At 61.3% G+C, this 20,322-nt stretch carries 18 protein-coding genes; 3 read left to right on the top strand and 15 right to left on the bottom strand.

Features of this window, described 5'->3' with window-relative positions:
• Nucleotides 1–13 precede the first annotated feature (13 nt).
• From dnaQ to uvrB, 9 genes are all read right to left on the bottom strand, one after another.
• Nucleotides 14–724, bottom strand: coding sequence for a DNA polymerase III subunit epsilon (dnaQ, locus tag ACZ5RT_RS08410; protein ID WP_464452159.1), 711 nt, complete (start codon nucleotides 722–724; stop codon nucleotides 14–16).
• 19 nt (nucleotides 725–743) lie between these two features.
• On the bottom strand, nucleotides 744–1,082 hold the full coding sequence (fdx, locus tag ACZ5RT_RS08405; protein WP_422172337.1) for an ISC system 2Fe-2S type ferredoxin: 339 nt from the start codon (nucleotides 1,080–1,082) through the stop codon (nucleotides 744–746).
• Between the two features lie 14 nt (nucleotides 1,083–1,096).
• Nucleotides 1,097–2,962: a Fe-S protein assembly chaperone HscA gene (gene hscA, locus ACZ5RT_RS08400; RefSeq protein ID WP_464452158.1), complete on the bottom strand. Its 1,866-nt coding sequence runs from the start codon at nucleotides 2,960–2,962 to the stop codon at nucleotides 1,097–1,099.
• Between the two features lie 16 nt (nucleotides 2,963–2,978).
• Nucleotides 2,979–3,494 carry a Fe-S protein assembly co-chaperone HscB gene (gene hscB / locus ACZ5RT_RS08395; protein ID WP_464454208.1) on the bottom strand — a complete coding sequence of 172 codons (516 nt, stop codon included), beginning with the start codon at nucleotides 3,492–3,494 and terminating at the stop codon, nucleotides 2,979–2,981.
• A complete protein-coding gene (gene iscA, locus ACZ5RT_RS08390) occupies nucleotides 3,494–3,817 on the bottom strand; it encodes an iron-sulfur cluster assembly protein IscA (protein ID WP_108427864.1) in 324 nt (107 codons plus the stop codon). The genes hscB and iscA overlap by 1 nt, the downstream gene beginning before the upstream one ends.
• A 1-nt stretch (nucleotide 3,818) precedes the next feature.
• The gene (iscU, locus tag ACZ5RT_RS08385; protein ID WP_019429402.1) at nucleotides 3,819–4,205 is read right to left on the bottom strand and encodes a Fe-S cluster assembly scaffold IscU; all 387 of its coding nucleotides are present in this window, start codon (nucleotides 4,203–4,205) and stop codon (nucleotides 3,819–3,821) included.
• A 15-nt stretch (nucleotides 4,206–4,220) separates the two neighbouring features.
• The gene (locus tag ACZ5RT_RS08380; RefSeq protein WP_291928506.1) at nucleotides 4,221–5,438 is read right to left on the bottom strand and encodes an IscS subfamily cysteine desulfurase; all 1,218 of its coding nucleotides are present in this window, start codon (nucleotides 5,436–5,438) and stop codon (nucleotides 4,221–4,223) included.
• A gap of 19 nt (nucleotides 5,439–5,457) precedes the next feature.
• Nucleotides 5,458–5,994: a Fe-S cluster assembly transcriptional regulator IscR gene (gene iscR, locus ACZ5RT_RS08375; RefSeq protein ID WP_108427862.1), complete on the bottom strand. Its 537-nt coding sequence runs from the start codon at nucleotides 5,992–5,994 to the stop codon at nucleotides 5,458–5,460.
• Between the two features lie 125 nt (nucleotides 5,995–6,119).
• Nucleotides 6,120–8,246, bottom strand: a complete 2,127-nt coding sequence (uvrB, locus tag ACZ5RT_RS08370) for an excinuclease ABC subunit UvrB (RefSeq protein ID WP_464454167.1) — start codon at nucleotides 8,244–8,246, stop codon at nucleotides 6,120–6,122.
• A 119-nt stretch (nucleotides 8,247–8,365) separates the two neighbouring features.
• On the opposite strand from uvrB, the gene ACZ5RT_RS08365 reads away from it, so the two are divergent.
• The 3 genes from ACZ5RT_RS08365 (at nucleotide 8,366) to rsxB (ending at nucleotide 11,893) form a co-directional block, all read left to right on the top strand.
• Nucleotides 8,366–9,562, top strand: a complete 1,197-nt coding sequence (locus ACZ5RT_RS08365; RefSeq protein ID WP_464454166.1) for an amino acid aminotransferase — start codon at nucleotides 8,366–8,368, stop codon at nucleotides 9,560–9,562.
• Nucleotides 9,563–9,731: 169 nt separating this feature from the next.
• Nucleotides 9,732–11,198 carry a polyhydroxyalkanoate depolymerase gene (locus tag ACZ5RT_RS08360; RefSeq protein WP_464454165.1) on the top strand — a complete coding sequence of 489 codons (1,467 nt, stop codon included), beginning with the start codon at nucleotides 9,732–9,734 and terminating at the stop codon, nucleotides 11,196–11,198.
• Between the two features lie 5 nt (nucleotides 11,199–11,203).
• Nucleotides 11,204–11,893 (top strand): electron transport complex subunit RsxB, encoded by a 690-nt coding sequence (gene rsxB, locus ACZ5RT_RS08355; RefSeq protein WP_464454164.1) that lies wholly within the window; start codon nucleotides 11,204–11,206, stop codon nucleotides 11,891–11,893.
• A gap of 264 nt (nucleotides 11,894–12,157) precedes the next feature.
• On the opposite strand, the gene ACZ5RT_RS08350 is transcribed toward rsxB, so the two are convergent.
• The 6 genes from ACZ5RT_RS08350 to scpA all read right to left on the bottom strand — a co-directional run bounded on the left by ACZ5RT_RS08350 (nucleotide 12,158) and on the right by scpA (nucleotide 20,321).
• Nucleotides 12,158–12,646: a VOC family protein gene (locus tag ACZ5RT_RS08350; protein WP_291928521.1), complete on the bottom strand. Its 489-nt coding sequence runs from the start codon at nucleotides 12,644–12,646 to the stop codon at nucleotides 12,158–12,160.
• Entirely contained in the window at nucleotides 12,647–14,695 is a 2,049-nt protein-coding gene (locus ACZ5RT_RS08345) for an acetyl-CoA carboxylase biotin carboxylase subunit (protein WP_464454163.1), read from the bottom strand.
• A gap of 81 nt (nucleotides 14,696–14,776) precedes the next feature.
• Nucleotides 14,777–16,309: an acyl-CoA carboxylase subunit beta gene (locus ACZ5RT_RS08340; RefSeq protein ID WP_108427857.1), complete on the bottom strand. Its 1,533-nt coding sequence runs from the start codon at nucleotides 16,307–16,309 to the stop codon at nucleotides 14,777–14,779.
• A gap of 12 nt (nucleotides 16,310–16,321) precedes the next feature.
• Nucleotides 16,322–17,110, bottom strand: coding sequence for a hypothetical protein (locus tag ACZ5RT_RS08335; RefSeq protein ID WP_464454162.1), 789 nt, complete (start codon nucleotides 17,108–17,110; stop codon nucleotides 16,322–16,324).
• Complete coding sequence (gene meaB, locus ACZ5RT_RS08330) at nucleotides 17,107–18,147, bottom strand: methylmalonyl Co-A mutase-associated GTPase MeaB (protein WP_291928531.1); 1,041 nt, start codon at nucleotides 18,145–18,147, stop codon at nucleotides 17,107–17,109. The genes ACZ5RT_RS08335 and meaB overlap by 4 nt, the downstream gene beginning before the upstream one ends.
• Nucleotides 18,144–20,321, bottom strand: coding sequence for a methylmalonyl-CoA mutase (gene scpA / locus ACZ5RT_RS08325; RefSeq protein WP_464454161.1), 2,178 nt, complete (start codon nucleotides 20,319–20,321; stop codon nucleotides 18,144–18,146). Before scpA ends, meaB begins: the two co-directional genes overlap by 4 nt.
• Nucleotide 20,322 lies beyond the last annotated feature (1 nt).

Raw genomic sequence — 20,322 nt, 5'->3', positions numbered from 1 at the left:
CTTCGCAGCGCCCTCAAGCGGCTTGTATCTGACGCCAAACGGTTTTGCCACCGCTGGATTTGTCGAGCTGAGACAGCACGTCTTCGTGCGCCGCCACCTCTTGTGCATTGGCCGACAAGATGGGCAAAGCGTATTGGCGCAAATCCACTTGCACCACCACACTTTGCGAATCGCTGGGCGTATCGCCCGCATCAATCAACAAAGCCTCTTGCCCGCGCGTCATGTTGATGTAGACGTCAGCCAGCAGCTCGGCATCGAGCAAAGCGCCGTGCAGCGTGCGGCCCGAGTTGTCCACTTCCAGACGGTCGCACAAGGCATCCAGGCTGTTGCGCTTACCCGGGAACATCTCCTTGGCCATGGCCAAGGTGTCGATCACGTTGCTGACGTAGGCCTTGAGTGGCTTCTTGCCCACACGCTCGAGCTCTTTGTTCAAAAAGCCAATGTCAAAAGCCGCGTTGTGGATGATGAGTTCGGCATCGCTCAGGTAGTCCAGAATTTCTTCGGCCAATTCGGCAAACCTGGGCTTGTCGCGCAAAAATTCGTTGCTGATGCCGTGCACCTTGAGCGCGTCTTCGTGGCTGTCGCGCTCGGGGTTGAAATAGAAATGCAGGTTGTTGCCGGTGAGCTTGCGCGCGTACAGCTCCACACAGCCCAGCTCGATGATGCGGTCACCGCCTTCGGCCGACAGGCCTGTGGTTTCGGTGTCCAGAACGATTTGGCGCATGTCTTCCCGCTCCGTCTGTTCAGTGGTTTTCTTTGGCGTGGTTGATGGTGTAGCGCGGGATCTCGATCACCAGATCATTCTTGGCCACAAAGGCCTGACAGCTCAAGCGCGAGTTCGGCTCCAGGCCCCAGGCGCGGTCGAGCAGGTCTTCCTCAGTTTCTTCCATCTCGTTGAGGGTGTTGAAGCCCTCACGCACCACCACATGGCAGGTGGTGCAGGCGGCGCTCATGTCGCAAGCGTGTTCGATGTTGATGTGGTTGTCGAGCAGGGCCTCGCAGATGCTGGTGCCCGCAGGGGCGGTGATCTGCGCGCCTTGTGGGCAGTACTCGGGGTGGGGCAGGATTTTGATGACGGGCATGACGGTATTGTGGTTCACATCGACTGGATGTTCTGGCCAGCCAGGGCTTTTTGAATGCTGTGGTTCATGCGCTCGGCGGCAAAAGCTTCGGTGCCTTTGGCCAATGCCTGGGTGCAGTCTTCCAGCGCTTTGGCGTCTTGCTCGGTCTGGATAGCCGCTTGCAAAGTGGCCATGAGGGCATCGATGGTGGCGCGCTCTGCAGGGCTGAGCAAATCGCCATCTGCAGCCAAGGCACTGCGCGTGGCCAGCAGCATGCGGTCGGCGTCCACACGCGCCTCGACCAAGGCGCGGGCCTTCATGTCGGCTTGCGCGGTGGTGAAGCTTTCTTGCAGCATGCTGGCAATCTGCTCGTCGCTCAGGCCATAAGAGGGTTTCACGTCGATGCGGGCTTCGACACCGCTGATTTGTTCTTTGGCACCCACACTGAGCAGGCCGTCGGCATCGACCGTGAAAGTCACGCGGATGCGGGCAGCACCTGCAGCCATGGGGGGAATGCCGCGCAGCTCAAAGCGGGCCAGGCTGCGGCAGTCTTGCACCAGATCGCGCTCGCCCTGCACCACATGCAGCGCCAGCGCGGTTTGGCCGTCCTGGTAGGTGGTGAAGTCCTGCGCCATGGCGGTGGGGATGGTCTGGTTGCGCGGGATGATGCGCTCGACCAGGCCACCCATGGTCTCGATGCCCAGCGACAGCGGGATCACATCCAGCAAAAGCAGTTCGCCAGCGGCGTTGTTGCCCGCCAATTGGTTAGCCTGAATGGCCGCGCCCAGAGCGACGACTTCGTCGGGGTTGAGGTTGTTGAGCGGGGCCTGACCAAAAAAGTCGGCCACGGCTTGCTGGATTTGCGGCATGCGGGTGGAGCCGCCCACCATGACTACGCCTTGCACGTCTTCTTTGGCCAGTTTTGCATCGCGCAGCGCTTTGCGCACGGCGGTGATGCAGCGGGCCGTCAGGGCCTGGGTGGCTTGCTCGAAATCGGCGCGGCTGATTTGCACCGACAAAGCGCCGGTGGACAGGGCCACATTCAGGCTGGCCGTGTCGGCGTTGGTCAAGGCTTCTTTGGCTGCACGGGCCGCTGCCTTGAGTTGGGTTTTGTCTTCGGCCGTGGCAGCTTGCAAGCCTGGCTGCTGGGCCATGGCGAAGTCGGCCAGGGCTTGGTCGTAATCGTCGCCGCCCAAAGCCGAGTCGCCGCCCGTAGACAGCACTTCAAAAACGCCTTGCGTCAGGCGCAAGATGGAGATGTCAAACGTGCCACCGCCGAGATCGAACACGGCGTAAACGCCTTCGCTCGCGTTGTCGAGGCCATAGGCAATCGCCGCGGCGGTCGGTTCATTGATCAGGCGCAGCACATTCAGGCCCGCCAGTTGCGCGGCATCTTTGGTGGCCTGGCGCTGAGCGTCGTCAAAGTAAGCCGGCACAGTGATGACCGCGCCATACAGGTCGTCGTTGAAGGTGTCCTCGGCGCGGTAACGCAGGGTGGCCAAGATCTCGGCACTCACCTCCACAGGCGATTTGGGGCCTTGCACGGTCTGAATGCTGAGCATCCCTTTGTCGCTGGCAGTGAATTCGTAAGGCAATTTGCTGCGGTCGGCGATATCGTTCAAGCCACGGCCCATGAAGCGCTTGACCGAAGCGATGGTGTTGACCGGGTCGGTGGCCGCCGACTGCACCGCGTCAAAGCCGATCTGGCGGCCTTGGCCCGGCATGAAGCGCACGACCGAAGGCAGGATCACGCGGCCATCGTCGTCGGGCAAACACTCGGCCACGCCATTGCGCACCGAAGCCACCAGCGAATGGGTGGTGCCCAGGTCAATGCCCACCGCAATGCGACGCTGGTGCGGGTCGGGCGACTGGCCCGGTTCGGAAATCTGCAATAAGGCCATGGTCAATCGGGAAAGTTCAGGTCAACTGGTCGAGTTTAGCGTTCACTTCTTGCGTGAAGCGCTCGATGAACATCAGCGCCCTCACCTGCCCCACGGCCTGCGCAGGGTCTTGGGCTTCGTCCAGCAAACGGGCCAGTTCTTGCTGCACACGGCGCTGCTCGGCAGCGACTTCGTCGGCCAGCGCTTCCAGACCCTCGACCGAGTCGGTGTCGTCCAGGCTTTCACGCCAGGCCATCTGCTGCATCAAAAAGGACGCAGGCATGGCGGTATTGTTTTCGGCCTGCACCGGTGCGCCACGCAACTCGCACAAATAGGCAGCCCGCTTGAGCGGGTCTTTCAGGCGCTGGTACGCCTCGTTGATGCGCACCGACCACTGCATGGCCACGCGCTGGGCGGCAGCGCCCTCGGCGGCAAAACGGTCCGGATGGGCTTCACGCTGCAGGGCTTTCCAGCGGGCGTCGAGCTGTGCGCGGTCCTGCGCGAACTGCGCCGGCACGTCAAAAAGCTCGAAGTCGTTGGCTTGCAGCGAGATCACACGCGGAACGATTCACCGCAACCGCAGCGGTCACGCTCGTTGGGGTTGTTGAAGCGGAAGCCCTCGTTCAAGCCTTCGCGCACGAAGTCGAGCTCGGTGCCGTCGATGTAGGCCAGGCTTTTGGGGTCCACCAACACCTTGACGCCGTGGCCTTCAAAGACCACGTCTTCCGGGGCGATCTCGTCCACGTATTCCAGCTTGTAAGCCAGACCCGAGCAGCCGGTGGTCTTGACGCCCAGGCGCACACCGACGCCCGAGCCACGCTTGGCCAGGTAGCGGTTCACGTGCCGTGCGGCGGCAGCAGACAGTGTGATGGCCATGTCAGTTCAGGTGTTTCTTTTTGTAGTCGTCCACGGCAGCCTTGATGGCGTCTTCGGCCAGGATGGAGCAATGGATCTTGACAGGTGGCAGCGCCAGCTCTTCGGCGATCTGGCTGTTCTTCAGGGCCGCTGCTTCGTCGAGCGTTTTGCCCTTGACCCATTCGGTGACGAGTGAGCTGGAGGCGATGGCCGAGCCGCAACCGTAGGTCTTGAAGCGTGCGTCTTCGATCACCCCGGTTTGCGGGTTGACCTTGATTTGCAACTTCATCACGTCGCCGCAAGCCGGTGCACCGACCATGCCGGTGCCCACGCTGTCGTCGCCCTTGTCGAACGAGCCGACGTTGCGGGGGTTTTCGTAGTGGTCAACCACTTTTTCAGAATAAGCCATGGTGTTTCTCCTTTATCAGTGGGCAGCCCACTGGATGGTGCTCAAGTCGATGCCGTCTTTGTGCATTTCCCACAAGGGGCTGAGTTCGCGCAGCTTGGCCACGTTCTCGCGGATGGTCTTGATCGCGTAGTCGATGTCTTCTTCGGTGGTCCAGCGGCCAATCGTCATGCGCAAGCTGCTGTGGGCCAACTCGTCACTGCGGCCCAAGGCACGCAGCACATAGCTGGGCTCCAGGCTGGCCGAGGTGCAGGCCGAGCCGGACGAGACCGCCAAGCCTTTGATGCCCATGATCAGCGACTCGCCTTCGACGAAGTTGAAGCTCATGTTGATGTTGTGCGGCACGCGCTGGGTGGGGTGGCCGTTCAAAAACACCTGCTCCATGTCGCTCAGGCCGTTGATCAGGCGGTCGTGCAAGGCACGGGCCTTGGCGTTGTCTTGCGCCATTTCCAGCTTGGCAATGCGGAACGCCTCGCCCATGCCCACGCACTGGTGGGTAGGCAAAGTGCCCGAACGCATCCCGCGCTCGTGTCCGCCGCCGTGCATTTGCGCTTCCAGGCGAATGCGGGGCTTGCGGCGCACGTACAAAGCGCCAATGCCTTTGGGGCCATAGGTTTTGTGCGAGGCCAGGCTCATCAGATCGATGGGCAGCTGGGTCATGTCGATCTCGACCTTGCCCGTGGCTTGCGCCGCATCGACGTGGAACACGATGCCTTTTTCGCGGCACAGATTGCCAATCGCGGTCACGTCCTGGATCACGCCGATTTCGTTGTTCACGAACATCACGCTGATCAGGATCGTGTCGGGGCGAATCGCGGCCTTGAGCGCATCCATGTTCAGCAAGCCATCGGCCTGCACGTCCATATAAGTGACTTCAAAACCCTGACGCTCCAGCTCGCGCATGGTGTCCAGCACCGCTTTGTGCTCGGTTTTGACGGTGATCAGGTGCTTGCCGCGAGACTTATAAAAATGCGCCGCGCCCTTGATGGCCAGGTTGTTGGACTCGGTCGCGCCGCTGGTCCAGACGATTTCGCGGGGGTCGGCACCGATCAGGTCGGCGACTTGCTCGCGGGCTTTTTCAACGGCGGCTTCGGCTTCCCAGCCCCAGGCGTGGCTGCGGGAGGCAGGGTTGCCAAAGTGTTCGCGCAGCCAAGGGATGATGGCGTCCACCACGCGCGGATCGCAGGGATTGGTCGCGCCGTAGTCAAGGTAAATGGGAAAGTGGGGCGTGGTCATGGGTGGTACTTCTTTTCAATCAGGATTTGGCAAACACATTGCCCAGGTCGAACACGGAATTGGGTCCGGTCAGGCGGATCGGCTTGCTGACCGGCATGGGGGAGATGGCGCGCTTGAGGGTGGGCTTGAGCTCTACCACCAGGCCCTTGGCCAGCTGGTCGTCCACCAGCTTTTGCAGGGACACCGAGTCCAGAAACTCGACCATTTTGGAATTGAGCGAAGCCCACAGGTCGTGCGTCATGCAGCGGCCATCGCCACCGTTGCAGTTTTCCTTGCCGCCGCAATGGGTGGCGTCAATGGGCTCGTCCACCGACAAAATGATGTCGGCCACGGTGATGTCCGTGGATTTGCGGCCCAGGGTGTAACCGCCGCCGGGGCCACGGGTGGACTCGACCAGGTTGTGGCGGCGCAGCTTGCCAAAGAGCTGTTCCAGATAGGACAGGGAAATCTGTTGGCGCTGGCTGATGGCGGCCAAAGTCACGGGGCCGGCATCCTGGCGCAGGGCCAGATCGATCATGGCGGTGACGGCAAAACGGCCTTTGGTGGTAAGACGCATGGCAGACTCCTGAAGTGGTTGGGGGCTTGGTCTTTGGCCTGCCTGAGCAGGATCCCGACTAAACGAGTCAAGTATAACGCAATCCCGATCAAATCACTCGGGTTATAGGGTCATTCACTGGCTTCTTAAGCCCGAATCAAAGGCACGACGTTGTCGCCGCCTGTGGCACCAAAGGCCTGCTCTTTCAGGATGGTCAACTGGTCCCGCACCTGGGCGGCCTTTTCGAACTCGAGGTTGCGGGCGTGCTCCATCATTTGTTTTTCGAGCTGCTTGATGGCTTTGGCGATGTCCTTTTCGCTCATGTCCTCGACCTTGGCCCGCTGCAGCGCCGCCTGCTCCAGGCGCTCGGCTTCCTTGCCCGATTTTTCGCTGTACACCCCGTCGATCAGGTCCTTGACTTTTTTGACGATGCTCTGGGGCGTGATGCCCATGGCCTCGTTGTGCGCCAATTGCTTGATGCGCCGACGCTCGGTTTCACCCATGGCTTTTTTCATGGACTCGGTGATGCGGTCGGCGTACAAAATCGCCCGGCCGTTCAGGTTGCGGGCGGCGCGGCCAATGGTCTGAATCAGGCTGCGCTCGGCCCGCAAAAAGCCCTCTTTGTCGGCGTCCAGAATGGCGACCAGCGACACCTCGGGAATGTCCAGGCCCTCGCGTAGCAGGTTGATGCCCACCAGCACATCGAAAGCGCCCAGACGCAGATCGCGCAAAATTTCGACGCGCTCCACTGTGTCCACATCGCTGTGCAGGTAGCGCACCTTCACACCGTTGTCGCTCAGGTAATCGGTCAGCTGCTCGGCCATGCGCTTGGTGAGTGTGGTGATCAGCACCCGCTCGTTCTTGTCCACCCGGATGCGGATTTCCTGCAGCACATCGTCCACCTGGTGCGTGGCGGGGCGCACCTCGACCTGCGGGTCCACCAGACCAGTGGGGCGCACGACTTGTTCGACCACCTTGCCCGAATGCGTTTTTTCGTAATCGGCCGGGGTGGCCGAAACAAAAATGCACTGGCGCATGCGCTTTTCAAATTCTTCAAACTTGAGGGGTCGGTTGTCCAGCGCGCTGGGCAGGCGAAAGCCGTACTCCACCAGCGTGGTTTTGCGCGCCTTGTCGCCGTTGTACATGGCGTTGAGCTGGCCGATCATCTGGTGGCTCTCGTCCAGAAACATGATGGCGTCGGGCGGCATGTAATCGGTGAGCGTGCTGGGCGGGTCACCCGGGGCCGCACCCGACAAATGCCGAGTGTAGTTTTCAATGCCCTTGCAATGGCCCACTTCCGACAGCATTTCCAAATCAAACCGGGTGCGCTGCTCCAGACGTTGCGCTTCGACCAGCTTGCCCATGCCCACCAATTCTTTGAGGCGCTGGGCCAGCTCCAGCTTGATGGTCTCCACCGCGGCCAGCACCTTGTCGCGTGGCGTCACATAGTGGCTGGACGGGTAAACCGTGAAACGCGGGATCTTCTGGCGGATGCGGCCTGTCAGCGGATCAAACAGCTGCAGGCTCTCGATCTCGTCGTCAAACAGCTCGATGCGAATCGCCAACTCGGAGTGTTCCGCCGGGAAGACGTCGATCGTGTCGCCCCGCACGCGGAACTTGCCCCGGCTGAACTCCATGTCGTTGCGCTGGTACTGCATGCGTATGAGCTGCGCGATCACGTCGCGCTGGCCCAGCTTGTCGCCCGTGCGCAGCGTCATGATCATGCGGTGGTAGCTCTCGGGTTCGCCAATGCCGTAGATGGCCGACACGGTGGCCACGATCACCACATCGCGCCGCTCCATGATGCTTTTGGTGCACGACAGGCGCATCTGCTCGATGTGCTCGTTGATCGCGCTGTCTTTTTCAATGAACAGATCGCGCTGGGGCACATAGGCCTCGGGCTGGTAATAGTCGTAGTAGCTGACGAAATATTCGACCGCGTTTTTTGGGAAAAACTCGCGGAACTCGCTGTACAGCTGCGCCGCCAGCGTCTTGTTGGGCGCAAACACGATGGCGGGCCGCCCCAGCTGGGCGATCACGTTGGCCATGGTGAAGGTCTTGCCCGAGCCGGTCACGCCCAGCAGGGTCTGGAACACCTCGCCGTCCTGCACGCCTTCCACCAGCTGCTCAATGGCCACAGGCTGGTCGCCTGCCGGCGGGTACGGCTGGTACAACTCAAACGGGGAGCCGGGATAACTGACAAACTTCCCCACTGCGTACTTGTCCGCATCAGACACAACTTCAACAACAGGAACTTCGGGCACGGTGGACATCTTTGTAAGCGCGGCTTGGCTAAACCAGGCGGCGGGGGCCGTTAAAATCAGGAATAACCCGAAAGCCTAACCGAGGAACGGGTTTCCTGCCACCACTGAACACAATCCAAGGACTTTCCATGTCTCTGTTTTCCGCCGTCGAAATGGCCCCCCGCGACCCGATCCTGGGTCTGAACGAGCAATACAACGCCGACACCAACCCCAACAAGGTGAATTTGGGTGTGGGCGTGTACTTCGACGACGCTGGCAAACTGCCTCTGCTCCAATGCGTGCAGGCTGCTGAAAAAGCCATGATGGACAAGCCCGCACCACGCGGCTACCTGCCGATCGACGGCATCGTGGCTTATGACAACGCGGTCAAGGCGCTGGTGTTTGGTGCTGATTCGGACGTGGTCCAATCCGGCCGCGTGTCCACCGTGCAAGCCATTGGCGGCACGGGCGGCCTGAAGATTGGCGCCGACTTCCTGAAAAAGGTCAGCCCCAACGCCAAGGTGCTGATTTCCGACCCCAGCTGGGAAAACCACCGCGCCATTTTCGTGAACGCCGGTTTCGAGGTCGGCACCTATGCCTACTACGACGCGGCCAAGCGCGGCGTCAACTTCGACGGCATGCTGGCCGACCTGAACGCGGCCGCCCCCGGCACCATCGTCGTGCTGCACGCCTGCTGCCACAACCCCACGGGTTATGACATCACTGCCGCCCAATGGGACCAGGTCATTGCTGTCGTCAAGGCCAAGGGCCTGACGGCCTTCCTGGACATGGCCTACCAGGGCTTTGGCCACGGCATCGCCGAAGACGGCGCGGTGATCGGCAAGTTTGTGGCGGCGGGCCTGAACATCTTCGTGTCCACGTCTTTTTCCAAGAGCTTCAGCCTGTACGGTGAGCGCGTGGGTGCTCTGTCGGTGGTGGCGTCTGACAAGGAAGAGGCTTCCCGCGTGTTGTCGCAATTGAAAATCGCGATCCGCACCAACTATTCCAACCCGCCCATCCACGGCGGTGCCGTGGTGGCGGCCGTGCTGGGCAACCCCGAGCTGCGTGCCCAGTGGGAGGCCGAGTTGGCCGAAATGCGTGTGCGCATCAAGGCCATGCGCCAGAAGCTGGTCGACGGCCTGAAAGCCGCTGGCGTGAAACAGGACATGTCCTTCATCACCCAGCAAATTGGCATGTTCAGCTACTCGGGCCTGACCAAGGACCAAATGGTGCGCCTGCGCAACGAATTCGGCGTGTACGGCACCGACACCGGCCGCATGTGCGTGGCCGCGCTCAACAGCAAAAACATCGACTACGTCTGCGCTGCGATTGCCAAAGTCGTCTGACTTGACCCCCATCAAGGCTGACACCTGGCTTGCAACCGCCCCCGACGGGGCGGTTTATTTTTGGGCCGTCCGGAAGGTGACTGCCGATTAGGGTCATCACTCCAAAAATTCGGGTCCGACTCCTGTAGCATTGCTGCAGCGCACCATTCGTCGCCAGGGAAACCGTCACATGCTTTATCAGATTTTTGAAACCCAACGCTCCATCATGGAGCCTTTCGCCGATCTGGCCCAAGCTGCAGCCAAGCTCTACAGCAACCCCTTGAACCCCATGGCGCAAACCCCCCTGGCTCAGCGCGTCTCGGCCGGTTACGCCCTGATGCACCGCCTGGGCAAGGACTACGAAAAACCCGAGTTCGGCATCCGCACGGTCAAGGTCAACAAAACCGATGTGGCCATCCACGAGCGGGTCGAAATTGACAAGCCATTTTGCGAGTTGCGCCGTTTCAAGCGTTTCTCGGACGACCCCGCGACTTTGACGATGCTCAAGGCCCAACCTGCGGTCTTGATCGTGGCCCCCTTGTCGGGCCACTACGCCACTTTGCTGCGCGACACCGTCAAGACCATGCTGCAAGACCACAAGGTCTACATCACCGACTGGAAGAACGCCCGCTTGGTGCCTTTGTCCGACGGTGAGTTCCACCTGGACGATTACATCAACTATGTGCAGGAATTCATCCGCCACCTGCAGGCCATCTACGGCCACTGCCATGTGGTGAGCGTTTGCCAGCCCACCGTGCCGGTGCTTGCCGCCGTGTCCTTGATGGCCAGCCGCAGCGAAAAGACGCCCTTGACCATGACCATGATGGGCGGCCCCATCGATGCGCGCAAGTCGCCCACTTCGGTGAACAACCTGGCCACCAACAAGAGCTTCGAGTGGTTCGAGAACAACGTGATCTACCGCGTGCCACCGTCCTTCCCGGGGGCGGGTCGCCGCGTGTACCCCGGCTTCTTGCAGTACACCGGTTTTGTGGCCATGAACCCCGACCGCCATGCCACCAGCCATTACGACTACTTCAAGGACCTGATCAAGGGGGATGATGCCAGCGCCGAAGCCCACCGCAAGTTCTATGACGAGTACAACGCCGTGCTCGACATGGACGCCGATTACTACCTGGAGACCATCCAGACCGTGTTCCAGGAATTCAAACTGGTCAACGGCACATGGGACGTGAAGGGCGTGGATGGCAAGATCGAGCGCGTGCGCCCACAAGACATCAAGACCACCGCCTTGCTGACCGTGGAAGGTGAGCTCGACGACATCTCCGGCTCGGGCCAGACCCGCGCAGCGCAAGACCTGTGCAGCGGTGTGCCCGCCAACGAACGCCTGCATCTGGAAGTCCCCGGCGCAGGCCATTACGGCATCTTCAGCGGCCGCCGCTGGCGCGACATCGTCTACCCGCAACTGGTCAAGTTCATCCTGAACCACCCGACCAAAACGGCCGCCAAAGGCTCGGTAACGGCCCAGCCCAAGGCGGTCAGTGCCGTGGCCAAGAAGGCAGTCCAGACCAAACCCGTACAAACGGTGGCCAAGACCGCCCTCAAGTCTGTGGCCAAAGTCACGAGCAAGGCCGCTGCAGCCACCCCGCCCAGAGGCTCCATCCAAACCACCTGGGTCCAGCCCAAGAAAAAAGCCTGAGGCCCATGCCCGCTTTGCCAAGATCAGCGCCTGAGACCCAGGCGCTTTTTCTATTGCTGAACGACGCCCTGCCCCAAACGCAGTGCACGCGGTGCGGCTATCCCGACTGCGCCAGCTATGCCCAAGCCATGGCCAATGGTCAAGCGCCCATCAACCAATGCCCGCCGGGTGGACAAGCCGGTATCGAGCGCTTGGCTGCGCTGACGGGTCAGCCAGTGGAACCCCTCAACCCTGAGCATGGCATCGAAGGCCCCCGCCATGTGGCCATCATCGATGAAGCCTGGTGCATCGGCTGCACGCTGTGCATCAAAGCCTGCCCGACCGACGCGATTTTGGGTGCCAACAAACTGATGCACACCGTGATCGAGCCCTGGTGCACGGGCTGCGAGCTGTGCATTCCGGTGTGCCCGGTGGACTGCATCGCGCTGGAGAACGTGACCGGCACGCAAACCGGCTGGGCTGCCTGGTCTGCGGAACAAGCCCACATCGCACGCGAGCGCTACACCTCACGCCAGCAACGCCTGGTTCGCGAAGAAGCCGAGCACCAAAGGCAACTGCAAGCCAAAGCGGAGCACAAACTGGCCGATTTGACTGCGCACACCAAGGGCAGCGACAACGCACCCGAAGTGGACCGCAAACGCGCCATCATCGAGGCGGCGCTGGCCAAGGCCAAAGCCCGGCAGACCGGGGTCTGACGGGCTGCTGCGCCCGGTCTTAGCCATCTTGATCGGTGGTCCATGCCTTCGTTTGTCATGGATACCCGCGTTCGCGGGCATGACGAAGTCTTGTCACCACCGACTGGATCGACGGTCCATGCCTTCATTTGGCATGGATACCCGCATGCGCGGGCATGACAAAGATTTGTCACCACCGACTTGATCGGTGGTCCATGCCTTCGTTTGTCATGGATACCCGCGTTCGCGGGTATGACAGATCCGGACCTTCAGGCCCAATTTCGTTCAGTGTGCGTGGGCCGCCAAAGCCGAAAAGGCCTTGACCACTTCGGGGGGGGCCTGCACCAGCTCGATCAACACGCCCTCGCCGCCAATCGGGAACTCGTCGTTCGCCTTGGGGTGCAAGAAGGTGATGTCAAATCCGGCCGCGCCCTTGCGGATGCCGCCGGGCGCAAAGCGCACGCCTTGTGACGTGAGCCATTCCACCGCCACTGGCAGATTGTCGATCCACAAGCCAATGTGGTTGAGCGGCGTGGTGTGTACGGCGGGCTTTTTCTCGGGGTCCAGTGGCTGCATCAAATCGACCTCGACCTTGAACGGGCCAGAGCCGATGGCGCAGATGTCTTCGTCCACGTTCTCACGTTCGCTTTGGAAGGTGCCGGTCACTTCCAGGCCGAACATGTCGACCCAGAGCTTTTGCAAGCGGGCCTTGTCAGGCCCGCCAATGGCGATCTGCTGGACGCCCAGCACCTTGAAGGGGCGTTGGGTGCTCATTTATTCAAACTCCACAATCATCTGGTCCACGGTGAGCGATTCGCCCTTGGCAGCGACCACTTTCTTGACCACACCGTCTTGCGCGGCAAACAGCACGTTTTCCATTTTCATGGCTTCGATCACGGCCACGCGCTCGCCCGCCTGCACCTTCTGGCCTGGCTTCACCGCCACGTCGACCAGCAAACCGGGCATGGGCGAGAGCACATAACGGCTCAGATCCGGCGGGGCCTTGTAAGGCATGAGCTTGTGCAGCTCGGCCATGCGGGGCGACATGACCAAGGCCTCGATGCGCGTGCCGTTGTGCTGCACCTGCAGGGCCAAGGGGTTCTTCAAGGTACCGCGCTCGACTTGCGCAGTGAAAGGTTTGCCGTTGCAGGTGCCTTCAATGCGGATGTCGTTCAGGCGCGAGTTGCTCTCCATGGCATAGGTTTTGCCGTCCACCGTGATCTGCGCCACGCCGGGTTTGCCCGGGAATTCGTCCACATGCACAGCCACATAGCGGTTCTGCCCGCCCTGCCCCAACTCGACCACCGCATAGTCCTGGCCGATCTTGACGTCGTAGCCGGGCAACTGACCGCTGAGGTTGGCGGCACGTTCGCGCGACTTGCGGCGCACAAAGGCGGCCAGTGCGGCCAGGAAGTCGTGGTCGTCGTGCGGCACGTCTTCGGCGCGGAAGCCCTTGCCGTACTGCTCTGCGATGAAGCCGGTGTTGAATTCACCCGAGACAAAACGCGGGTGCGCCAGCAAAGCAGCCTGGAACGGGATGTTGGAGCTGATGCCACGAATGACAAAGCCGTTCAGGGCTTCGCGCATTTTGGCGATCGCGTCGTTGCGGTCTTTGCCGTGCACGATCAGCTTGGCGATCATCGAGTCATAAAACATCGGGATTTCGCCGCCGTCCTGCACACCCGTGTCCACACGCACACCCAGCAGGTCGGCGGTGTTGGCCTGGAACATGGTTTGTTTGGGCGTCTGGAAACGCACCAGACGGCCCGTGGACGGCAGGAAGTTGCGGAACGGGTCTTCGGCGTTGATGCGGCACTCGATGGCCCAGCCGTTGCGCTTGACGTCTTTCTGCTCGATCGGCAACTTCTCGCCAGCGGCCACACGGATCATCATCTCGACCAGGTCCAGACCCGTGATCGCTTCGGTCACCGGGTGCTCCACCTGCAGGCGGGTGTTCATCTCCAGGAAGTAAAAGCTCTGGTCTTTGCCGACCACAAACTCCACCGTGCCAGCGCTTTGGTATTTCACCGCCTTGGCCAGTTGCACCGCCTGCTCGCCCATGGCTTTGCGGGTGGCTTCAGAAATGAAGGGCGAAGGTGCCTCTTCGATCACCTTCTGGTGGCGGCGCTGGATGGAGCACTCGCGCTCGTTCAGGTAAATCACATTGCCGTGGCTGTCGCCCAGCACCTGGATTTCGATGTGGCGAGGTTCCTCAACAAATTTTTCGATGAACACGCGGTCATCGCCAAAGCTGTTGCGTGCTTCGTTGCGGCAAGAGGTGAAGCCCTCCAATGCCTCTTTGTCGTTGAAGGCCACGCGCAGGCCTTTGCCGCCGCCGCCTGCCGAAGCCTTGATCATGACGGGGTAGCCAGTGCCCTTGGCAATTTCAACCGCCTTCTCAGCGCTTTCAATCGCATCGTTCACGCCAGGAATGCAGTTCACGCCAGCAGCACCCGCCAGTTTTTTGGACTCGATCTTGTCGCCCATGGCGGCAATCGAGAAGTGGCGCGGACCGATGAAGGCGATGCCCTCGTCTTCGCAGCGCTTGGCAAACTCGGCGTTCTCGCTCAGGAAGCCGTAGCCGGGGTGGATCGCTTGCGCGCCCGTGGCTTTGGCGGCTGCGATGATCTTGTCCGCGACCAGATACGACTCGCGTGAGGGTGCGGGGCCGAGCAACACGGCTTCGTCGGCCAGCTGCACATGGCGGGCCTCCTTGTCGGCTTCGGAGTAAACGGCCACGGTCTGGATGCCCATTTTGTGGGCGGTGGCGATGACGCGGCAGGCGATTTCACCGCGGTTGGCAATCAAAATTTTCTTGAACATATGGAATCCTTTTATCTGTCATCCCGGGCTTGACCCGGGATCCATGGATGGCGGCTCACGTCCGCCATGACGGGGTAGCAATCACAGTGGAATGTTCCCGTGCTTGCGCCAGGGGTTCTCGATCTTCTTGTCCTTGAGCATCACCAGCGAGCGGCAGATGCGCTTGCGGGTCTCGTGCGGCTGGATCACGTCGTCGATGAAGCCGCGTGCGCCCGCCACAAAGGGGTTGGCAAAACGGGCTTTGTATTCGGCTTCTTTGGCGGCCAACTTTTCGGGGTCGCCCTTGTCTTCGCGGAAGATGATTTCCACCGCGCCTTTGGCACCCATGACCGCGATTTCGGCGTTGGGCCAGGCAAAGTTCACGTCGCCGCGCAGGTGCTTGGAAGCCATCACGTCGTACGCGCCGCCATAGGCCTTGCGGGTGATGACGGTGATTTTCGGCACGGTGCATTCGGCGTACGCGTACAGCAGCTTGGCGCCGTGCTTGATGATGCCGCCGAACTCCTGGCTGGTGCCGGGCATGAAACCGGGCACGTCCACAAAGGTGATGACGGGGATGTTGAACGCATCGCAAAAACGCACAAAGCGGGCGGCTTTGATCGAGCTCTTGATGTCCAAGCAACCGGCCAGCACCAGCGGCTGGTTGGCCACGATGCCCACGGTCTGGCCTTCCATGCGGGCAAAGCCGATCAGGATGTTCTTGGCGTAGTCGGGTTGCAGCTCGAAGAAATCGCCATCGTCCACGGTCTTGACGATGAGTTCTTTCATGTCATAGGCCTTGTTGGGGTTCTCGGGCACCAGGGTGTCGAGGCTCATGTCCATGCGACCCGACGGGTCACCGCTGGGGCGCACAGGCGCTTTTTCGCGGTTGTTGAGCGGCAGGTAGTTGTAGAGGCGGCGCAGCATCAAGAGCGCTTCCACATCGTTTTCGAAGGCCATGTCGGCCACGCCGCTCTTGGTGGTATGGGTCAACGCGCCACCCAGCTCTTCGGCGGTCACTTCTTCGTGCGTCACGGTCTTGACCACTTCGGGGCCCGTGACGAACATGTAAGACGTGTCCTTGACCATGAAGATGAAATCGGTCAAAGCTGGCGAATACACCGCACCACCCGCCGAGGGGCCCATGATCATGCTGATCTGGGGCACCACACCGCTGGCCATCACATTGCGCTGGAACACGTCGGCATAGCCACCCAAGGACGCCACGCCTTCTTGAATACGCGCACCGCCCGAATCGTTCAAACCGATCACAGGGGCACCGACTTTCATGGCCTGGTCCATGATCTTGCAGATCTTCTCGGCGTGGGTTTCCGACAAAGCGCCGCCGTACACGGTGAAGTCCTGGCTGAACACAAACACCAGGCGGCCGTTGATCATGCCGTAGCCCGTCACCACGCCGTCGCCGGGGATCTTGTTGTCCTGCATGCCGAAGTCGGTGCAACGGTGCTCGACGAACATGTCCCACTCTTCGAAAGTGCCTTCGTCGAGCAAGACCTCGATGCGCTCACGCGCGGTGAGCTTGCCTTTGGCGTGCTGCGCATCGATGCGTTTTTGCCCGCCGCCCAAGCGGGCCGCAGCGCGCTTTTTTTCCAGTTGTTCAATGATGTCTTGCATGTTGTCAGCTCCTTATGCTCGGTTCAGATGGGTTCGCCAGCGGTCAAGAAAATCACCCAGCGCTTGCAAGGTGACGATATCCCGACCCCAGGGTCTTCTTTGATTGGACAGGTGGCGCAACCAGACCAGGCGGTCACACGATTGCACCAAACGGTTTTGGGTGTTGGCATCGAGTTGCTCAAACTGGCGGTGCCAACTTTGCAGCAACGCCTCTTGGGGCGCATTCGCCATCCAGAGGGTGGACAGCAAATAGGCCAGCCAGTCGCGGGTCTGGGCCTGCGGCAGGTCCATGACCTCCAATGGATCGTCCTCGAAGTCGATGAACCAGAGTTGCCCGGAAGACACCATGATGTTCCGGGCAAAAGCCTGACTCAGATACTGGCCTTGCTGGTGGACATGCCCAATCGCTTGCAAGCCTTGCTCAAACAGGCGCAGCGCCAGATCCGGGGTCTGTGTCAGGCCGTGCTGCAAGGATTCACCCGGCAAGAATTGCAAGGCGATGTAATCCGGTGCCTGGTGCAACACCGCAGGCACGGGCAAGCCTGCAGCCGCGAGTTGTCTCAAGCGCTGTACCTCGGTGTTTTGGGCACGCGCCCCACCATGGGCGGGCACAGGCTGCAACAAAGGGTTGCGCGTCAGCTGGGACAGCCACTTCATGATTTTGAAGCGCAAAGGCCCCCTTGCAGGACGCTGGCCTTTGATCAACAGCGGGCCATCGGGCGTGTCGACCCGGGCAATGCGCTGCGTGCGCCAGCGCGGGTCCGCTGCGATCAGTTGCAGGGATTCAGGGCTCAAACTCATGGCGCAGAACCCGAAACGCTGGGGCTCGCCGGGATCGACAGGCTCGCCAGCAATTGGCGTGCTGCCGTCGAAGCGGCCAACGTGCCCTGTGCCACTCGGGCAGACACCAGAGGCAGCTGATGCCGGACCTCGGGATGGTCTTTGAAAGACTGCCGAAGCCCCGCCTCGATCCGCTCCCACATCCAGGACAAGGCTTGCTGCTGACGCCGCTCACCCAGACGGCCGTTGCCAGTTTGCAAGGCCCGAAATTCTGTGACCGCCGCCCAAAAACTGTCCACGCCCTGGCCCAGCAGAGCGCTCAGCTGCACCACCTTGGGGTGCCACTGAGAGGTGTCGGCGTGCGCGTGGCCCGAGCTGCCGTGCATGCCCAGCAGTTGCAGGGCGCTGGTGATCTGCAACTCGGCGCGGGTGGCGGCCATCGCGTCGATGTCGGCCTTGTTGATGACCACCAGATCGGCGATTTCCATCACGCCTTTTTTGATGGCCTGCAAGTCGTCGCCCGCATTGGGCAGCTGCATCAGCACAAACATGTCGGTCATGTTGGCCACGGCCGTCTCGGACTGGCCCACACCCACGGTCTCGACGATCACCACGTCGTAGCCCGCCGCTTCGCAGACCAGCATCGATTCACGGGTTTTTTCGGCCACGCCACCCAGGGTGCCGCTGCTGGGGCTGGGGCGGATGTAGGCACGTTCGTGCACGCTGAGCAACTCCATCCGGGTCTTGTCACCCAGAATCGACCCGCCCGACACCGTGCTGGAAGGGTCTACAGCCAGCACCGCCACGCGGTGGCCTTGACCAATCAGATACAAACCCAGCGCTTCGATGAAGGTGGACTTGCCCACGCCGGGCACACCGCTGATGCCCAGGCGGAACGAGTTGCCTGTGTGCGGCAGCATGGCCGTGAGCAGCTCGTCGGCCAAGGCCCGGTGATCCGGGCGGGTGGATTCGAGCAAGGTGATGGCCTTGGCCATGGCGCGGCGCTGCACGGCAGCGCTGCCATTGAGCAAGCCGTCGAGCAAGTGCTCAGGGCTCACCCGATCGCCTTTTTGATCTGCTCCAGCACATCCTTGGCGCTGACAGGGATCGGTGTGCCGGGGCCGTAAATGCCTCTGACGCCGGCTTCGTAGAGCATGTCGTAGTCCTGGCGAGGGATCACACCGCCGACGAAGACGATGATGTCGTCGGCACCCTGCTTCTTGAGTTCGGCAATGATGGCGGGCACCAAGGTTTTGTGGCCAGCGGCCAGCGTGCTCACACCCACGGCGTGGACGTCGTTCTCAATCGCCTGACGGGCGCACTCTTCGGGGGTCTGGAACAAGGGGCCCATGTCCACGTCGTAGCCCAGGTCGGCAAACGCCGTGGCCACCACTTTGGCGCCCCGGTCGTGACCATCCTGGCCGAGTTTGGAGATCATCACGCGGGGACGGCGGCCTTGCGCTTCGGCAAAGGCGGCGATGTCGGCTTTGAGCTGGTTCCAGTATTCCATGGTGTCTCCCACGTTTTCGCCGTCGTCATAAGCCGCGGCGTACACGCCCGTGACTTTTTGCGTGTCGGCACGGTGGCGGCCAAAGGCTTTTTCCAGCGCATCCGACACCTCGCCGACCGTGGCACGCAGGCGCACGGCCTGAATCGACAAGTCGAGCAAATTGCCCTGGCCCGATTCGGCGGCGGCGCTCAACGCGTCCAGCGCGGCTTGCACCTTGGCGCTGTCGCGGCTGGCGCGGATGGCTTTGAGGCGTGCAATCTGACCGTCGCGCACGCGCACATTGTCGATCGACAGCGTCTCGATCGGGTCTTCTTTGGCCAGCTTGTATTTGTTCACGCCCACGATGACGTCTTTACCCGAATCGATGCGGGCCTGCTTTTCAGCGGCCGCCGCTTCGATCTTGAGCTTGGCCCAGCCGCTGCCCACGGCCTTGGTCATGCCGCCCATGGCCTCGACTTCTTCAATGATGGCCCAGGCCTTGTCGGCCATTTCTTGGGTCAGGCTCTCCATCATGTAGCTGCCAGCCCAGGGGTCGATCACGTTGGTGATGTGGGTCTCTTCCTGGATGATGAGCTGCGTGTTGCGGGCAATGCGGGCGCTGAATTCGGTGGGCAAGGCAATCGCTTCGTCAAAGCTGTTGGTGTGCAGCGACTGGGTGCCGCCAAACACGGCTGCCATGGCCTCGATGGTGGTGCGCACCACGTTGTTGTAGGGGTCTTGCTCGGTCAGCGACCAGCCAGACGTCTGGCTGTGCGTGCGCAGCATCAGGCTCTTGGGGTTCTTGGCGTTGAAGCCCTTCATGATGCGGCACCACAGCAGGCGCGCCGCACGCATCTTGGCAATCTCCAGGTAGAAGTTCATGCCCACCGCCCAGAAGAAGGACAGGCGACCGGCGAAGTCGTCCACGTCCATGCCTTTGGCGATGGCGGTCTTCACATATTCCTTGCCGTCGGCCAGGGTGAAGGCCATCTCGAGTGCCTGGTTGGCCCCGGCTTCCTGCATGTGGTAGCCCGAGATCGAGATCGAGTTGAACTTGGGCATGTTCTTGCTCGTGTACTCGATGATGTCGCCGATGATCTTCATCGACGGCTCGGGCGGGTAGATGTAGGTGTTGCGCACCATGAACTCTTTCAGAATGTCGTTCTGAATCGTTCCGCTCAGTTTGTCCTGCGAGACGCCCTGCTCTTCGGCGGCCACCACGTAGCCCGCCAGCACGGGCAGCACCGCGCCGTTCATGGTCATCGAGACGCTGACCTTGTCCAGCGGAATCTGGTCAAACAGGATCTTCATGTCCTCGACCGAGTCGATCGCCACGCCGGCCTTGCCCACGTCGCCCGTGACGCGCGGATGGTCGGAGTCGTAACCGCGGTGCGTGGCCAGGTCAAAAGCCACCGACACGCCCTGCCCGCCTGCGGCCAGAGCCTTGCGGTAAAACGCGTTGGATTCTTCGGCGGTGGAGAAACCCGCGTATTGGCGGATCGTCCAGGGACGCACCGCGTACATGGTGGCCTGCGGGCCGCGCAGGAAGGGCTCGAAGCCCGGCAGCGTGTTGGCGTAAGGCAAGTTCGCCGTGTCTTCGGCGGTGTAGAGCGGCTTGACGACGATGCCGTCGGGCGTCTTCCAGTTCAGGGCCGACACATCGCCACCCGGGGCGGATTTGGCGGCTGCTTTTTGCCAGGCTTCCAGATTGGAGGCGTTGAATTCAAAAGATGGAGACGTCATG

The sequence above is a fragment of the Limnohabitans sp. TEGF003 genome (assembly GCF_055395455.1).
The sequence above is the reverse complement of the archived record's forward strand: the minus strand, read 5'-3'. Positions and strand labels throughout refer to the sequence as shown.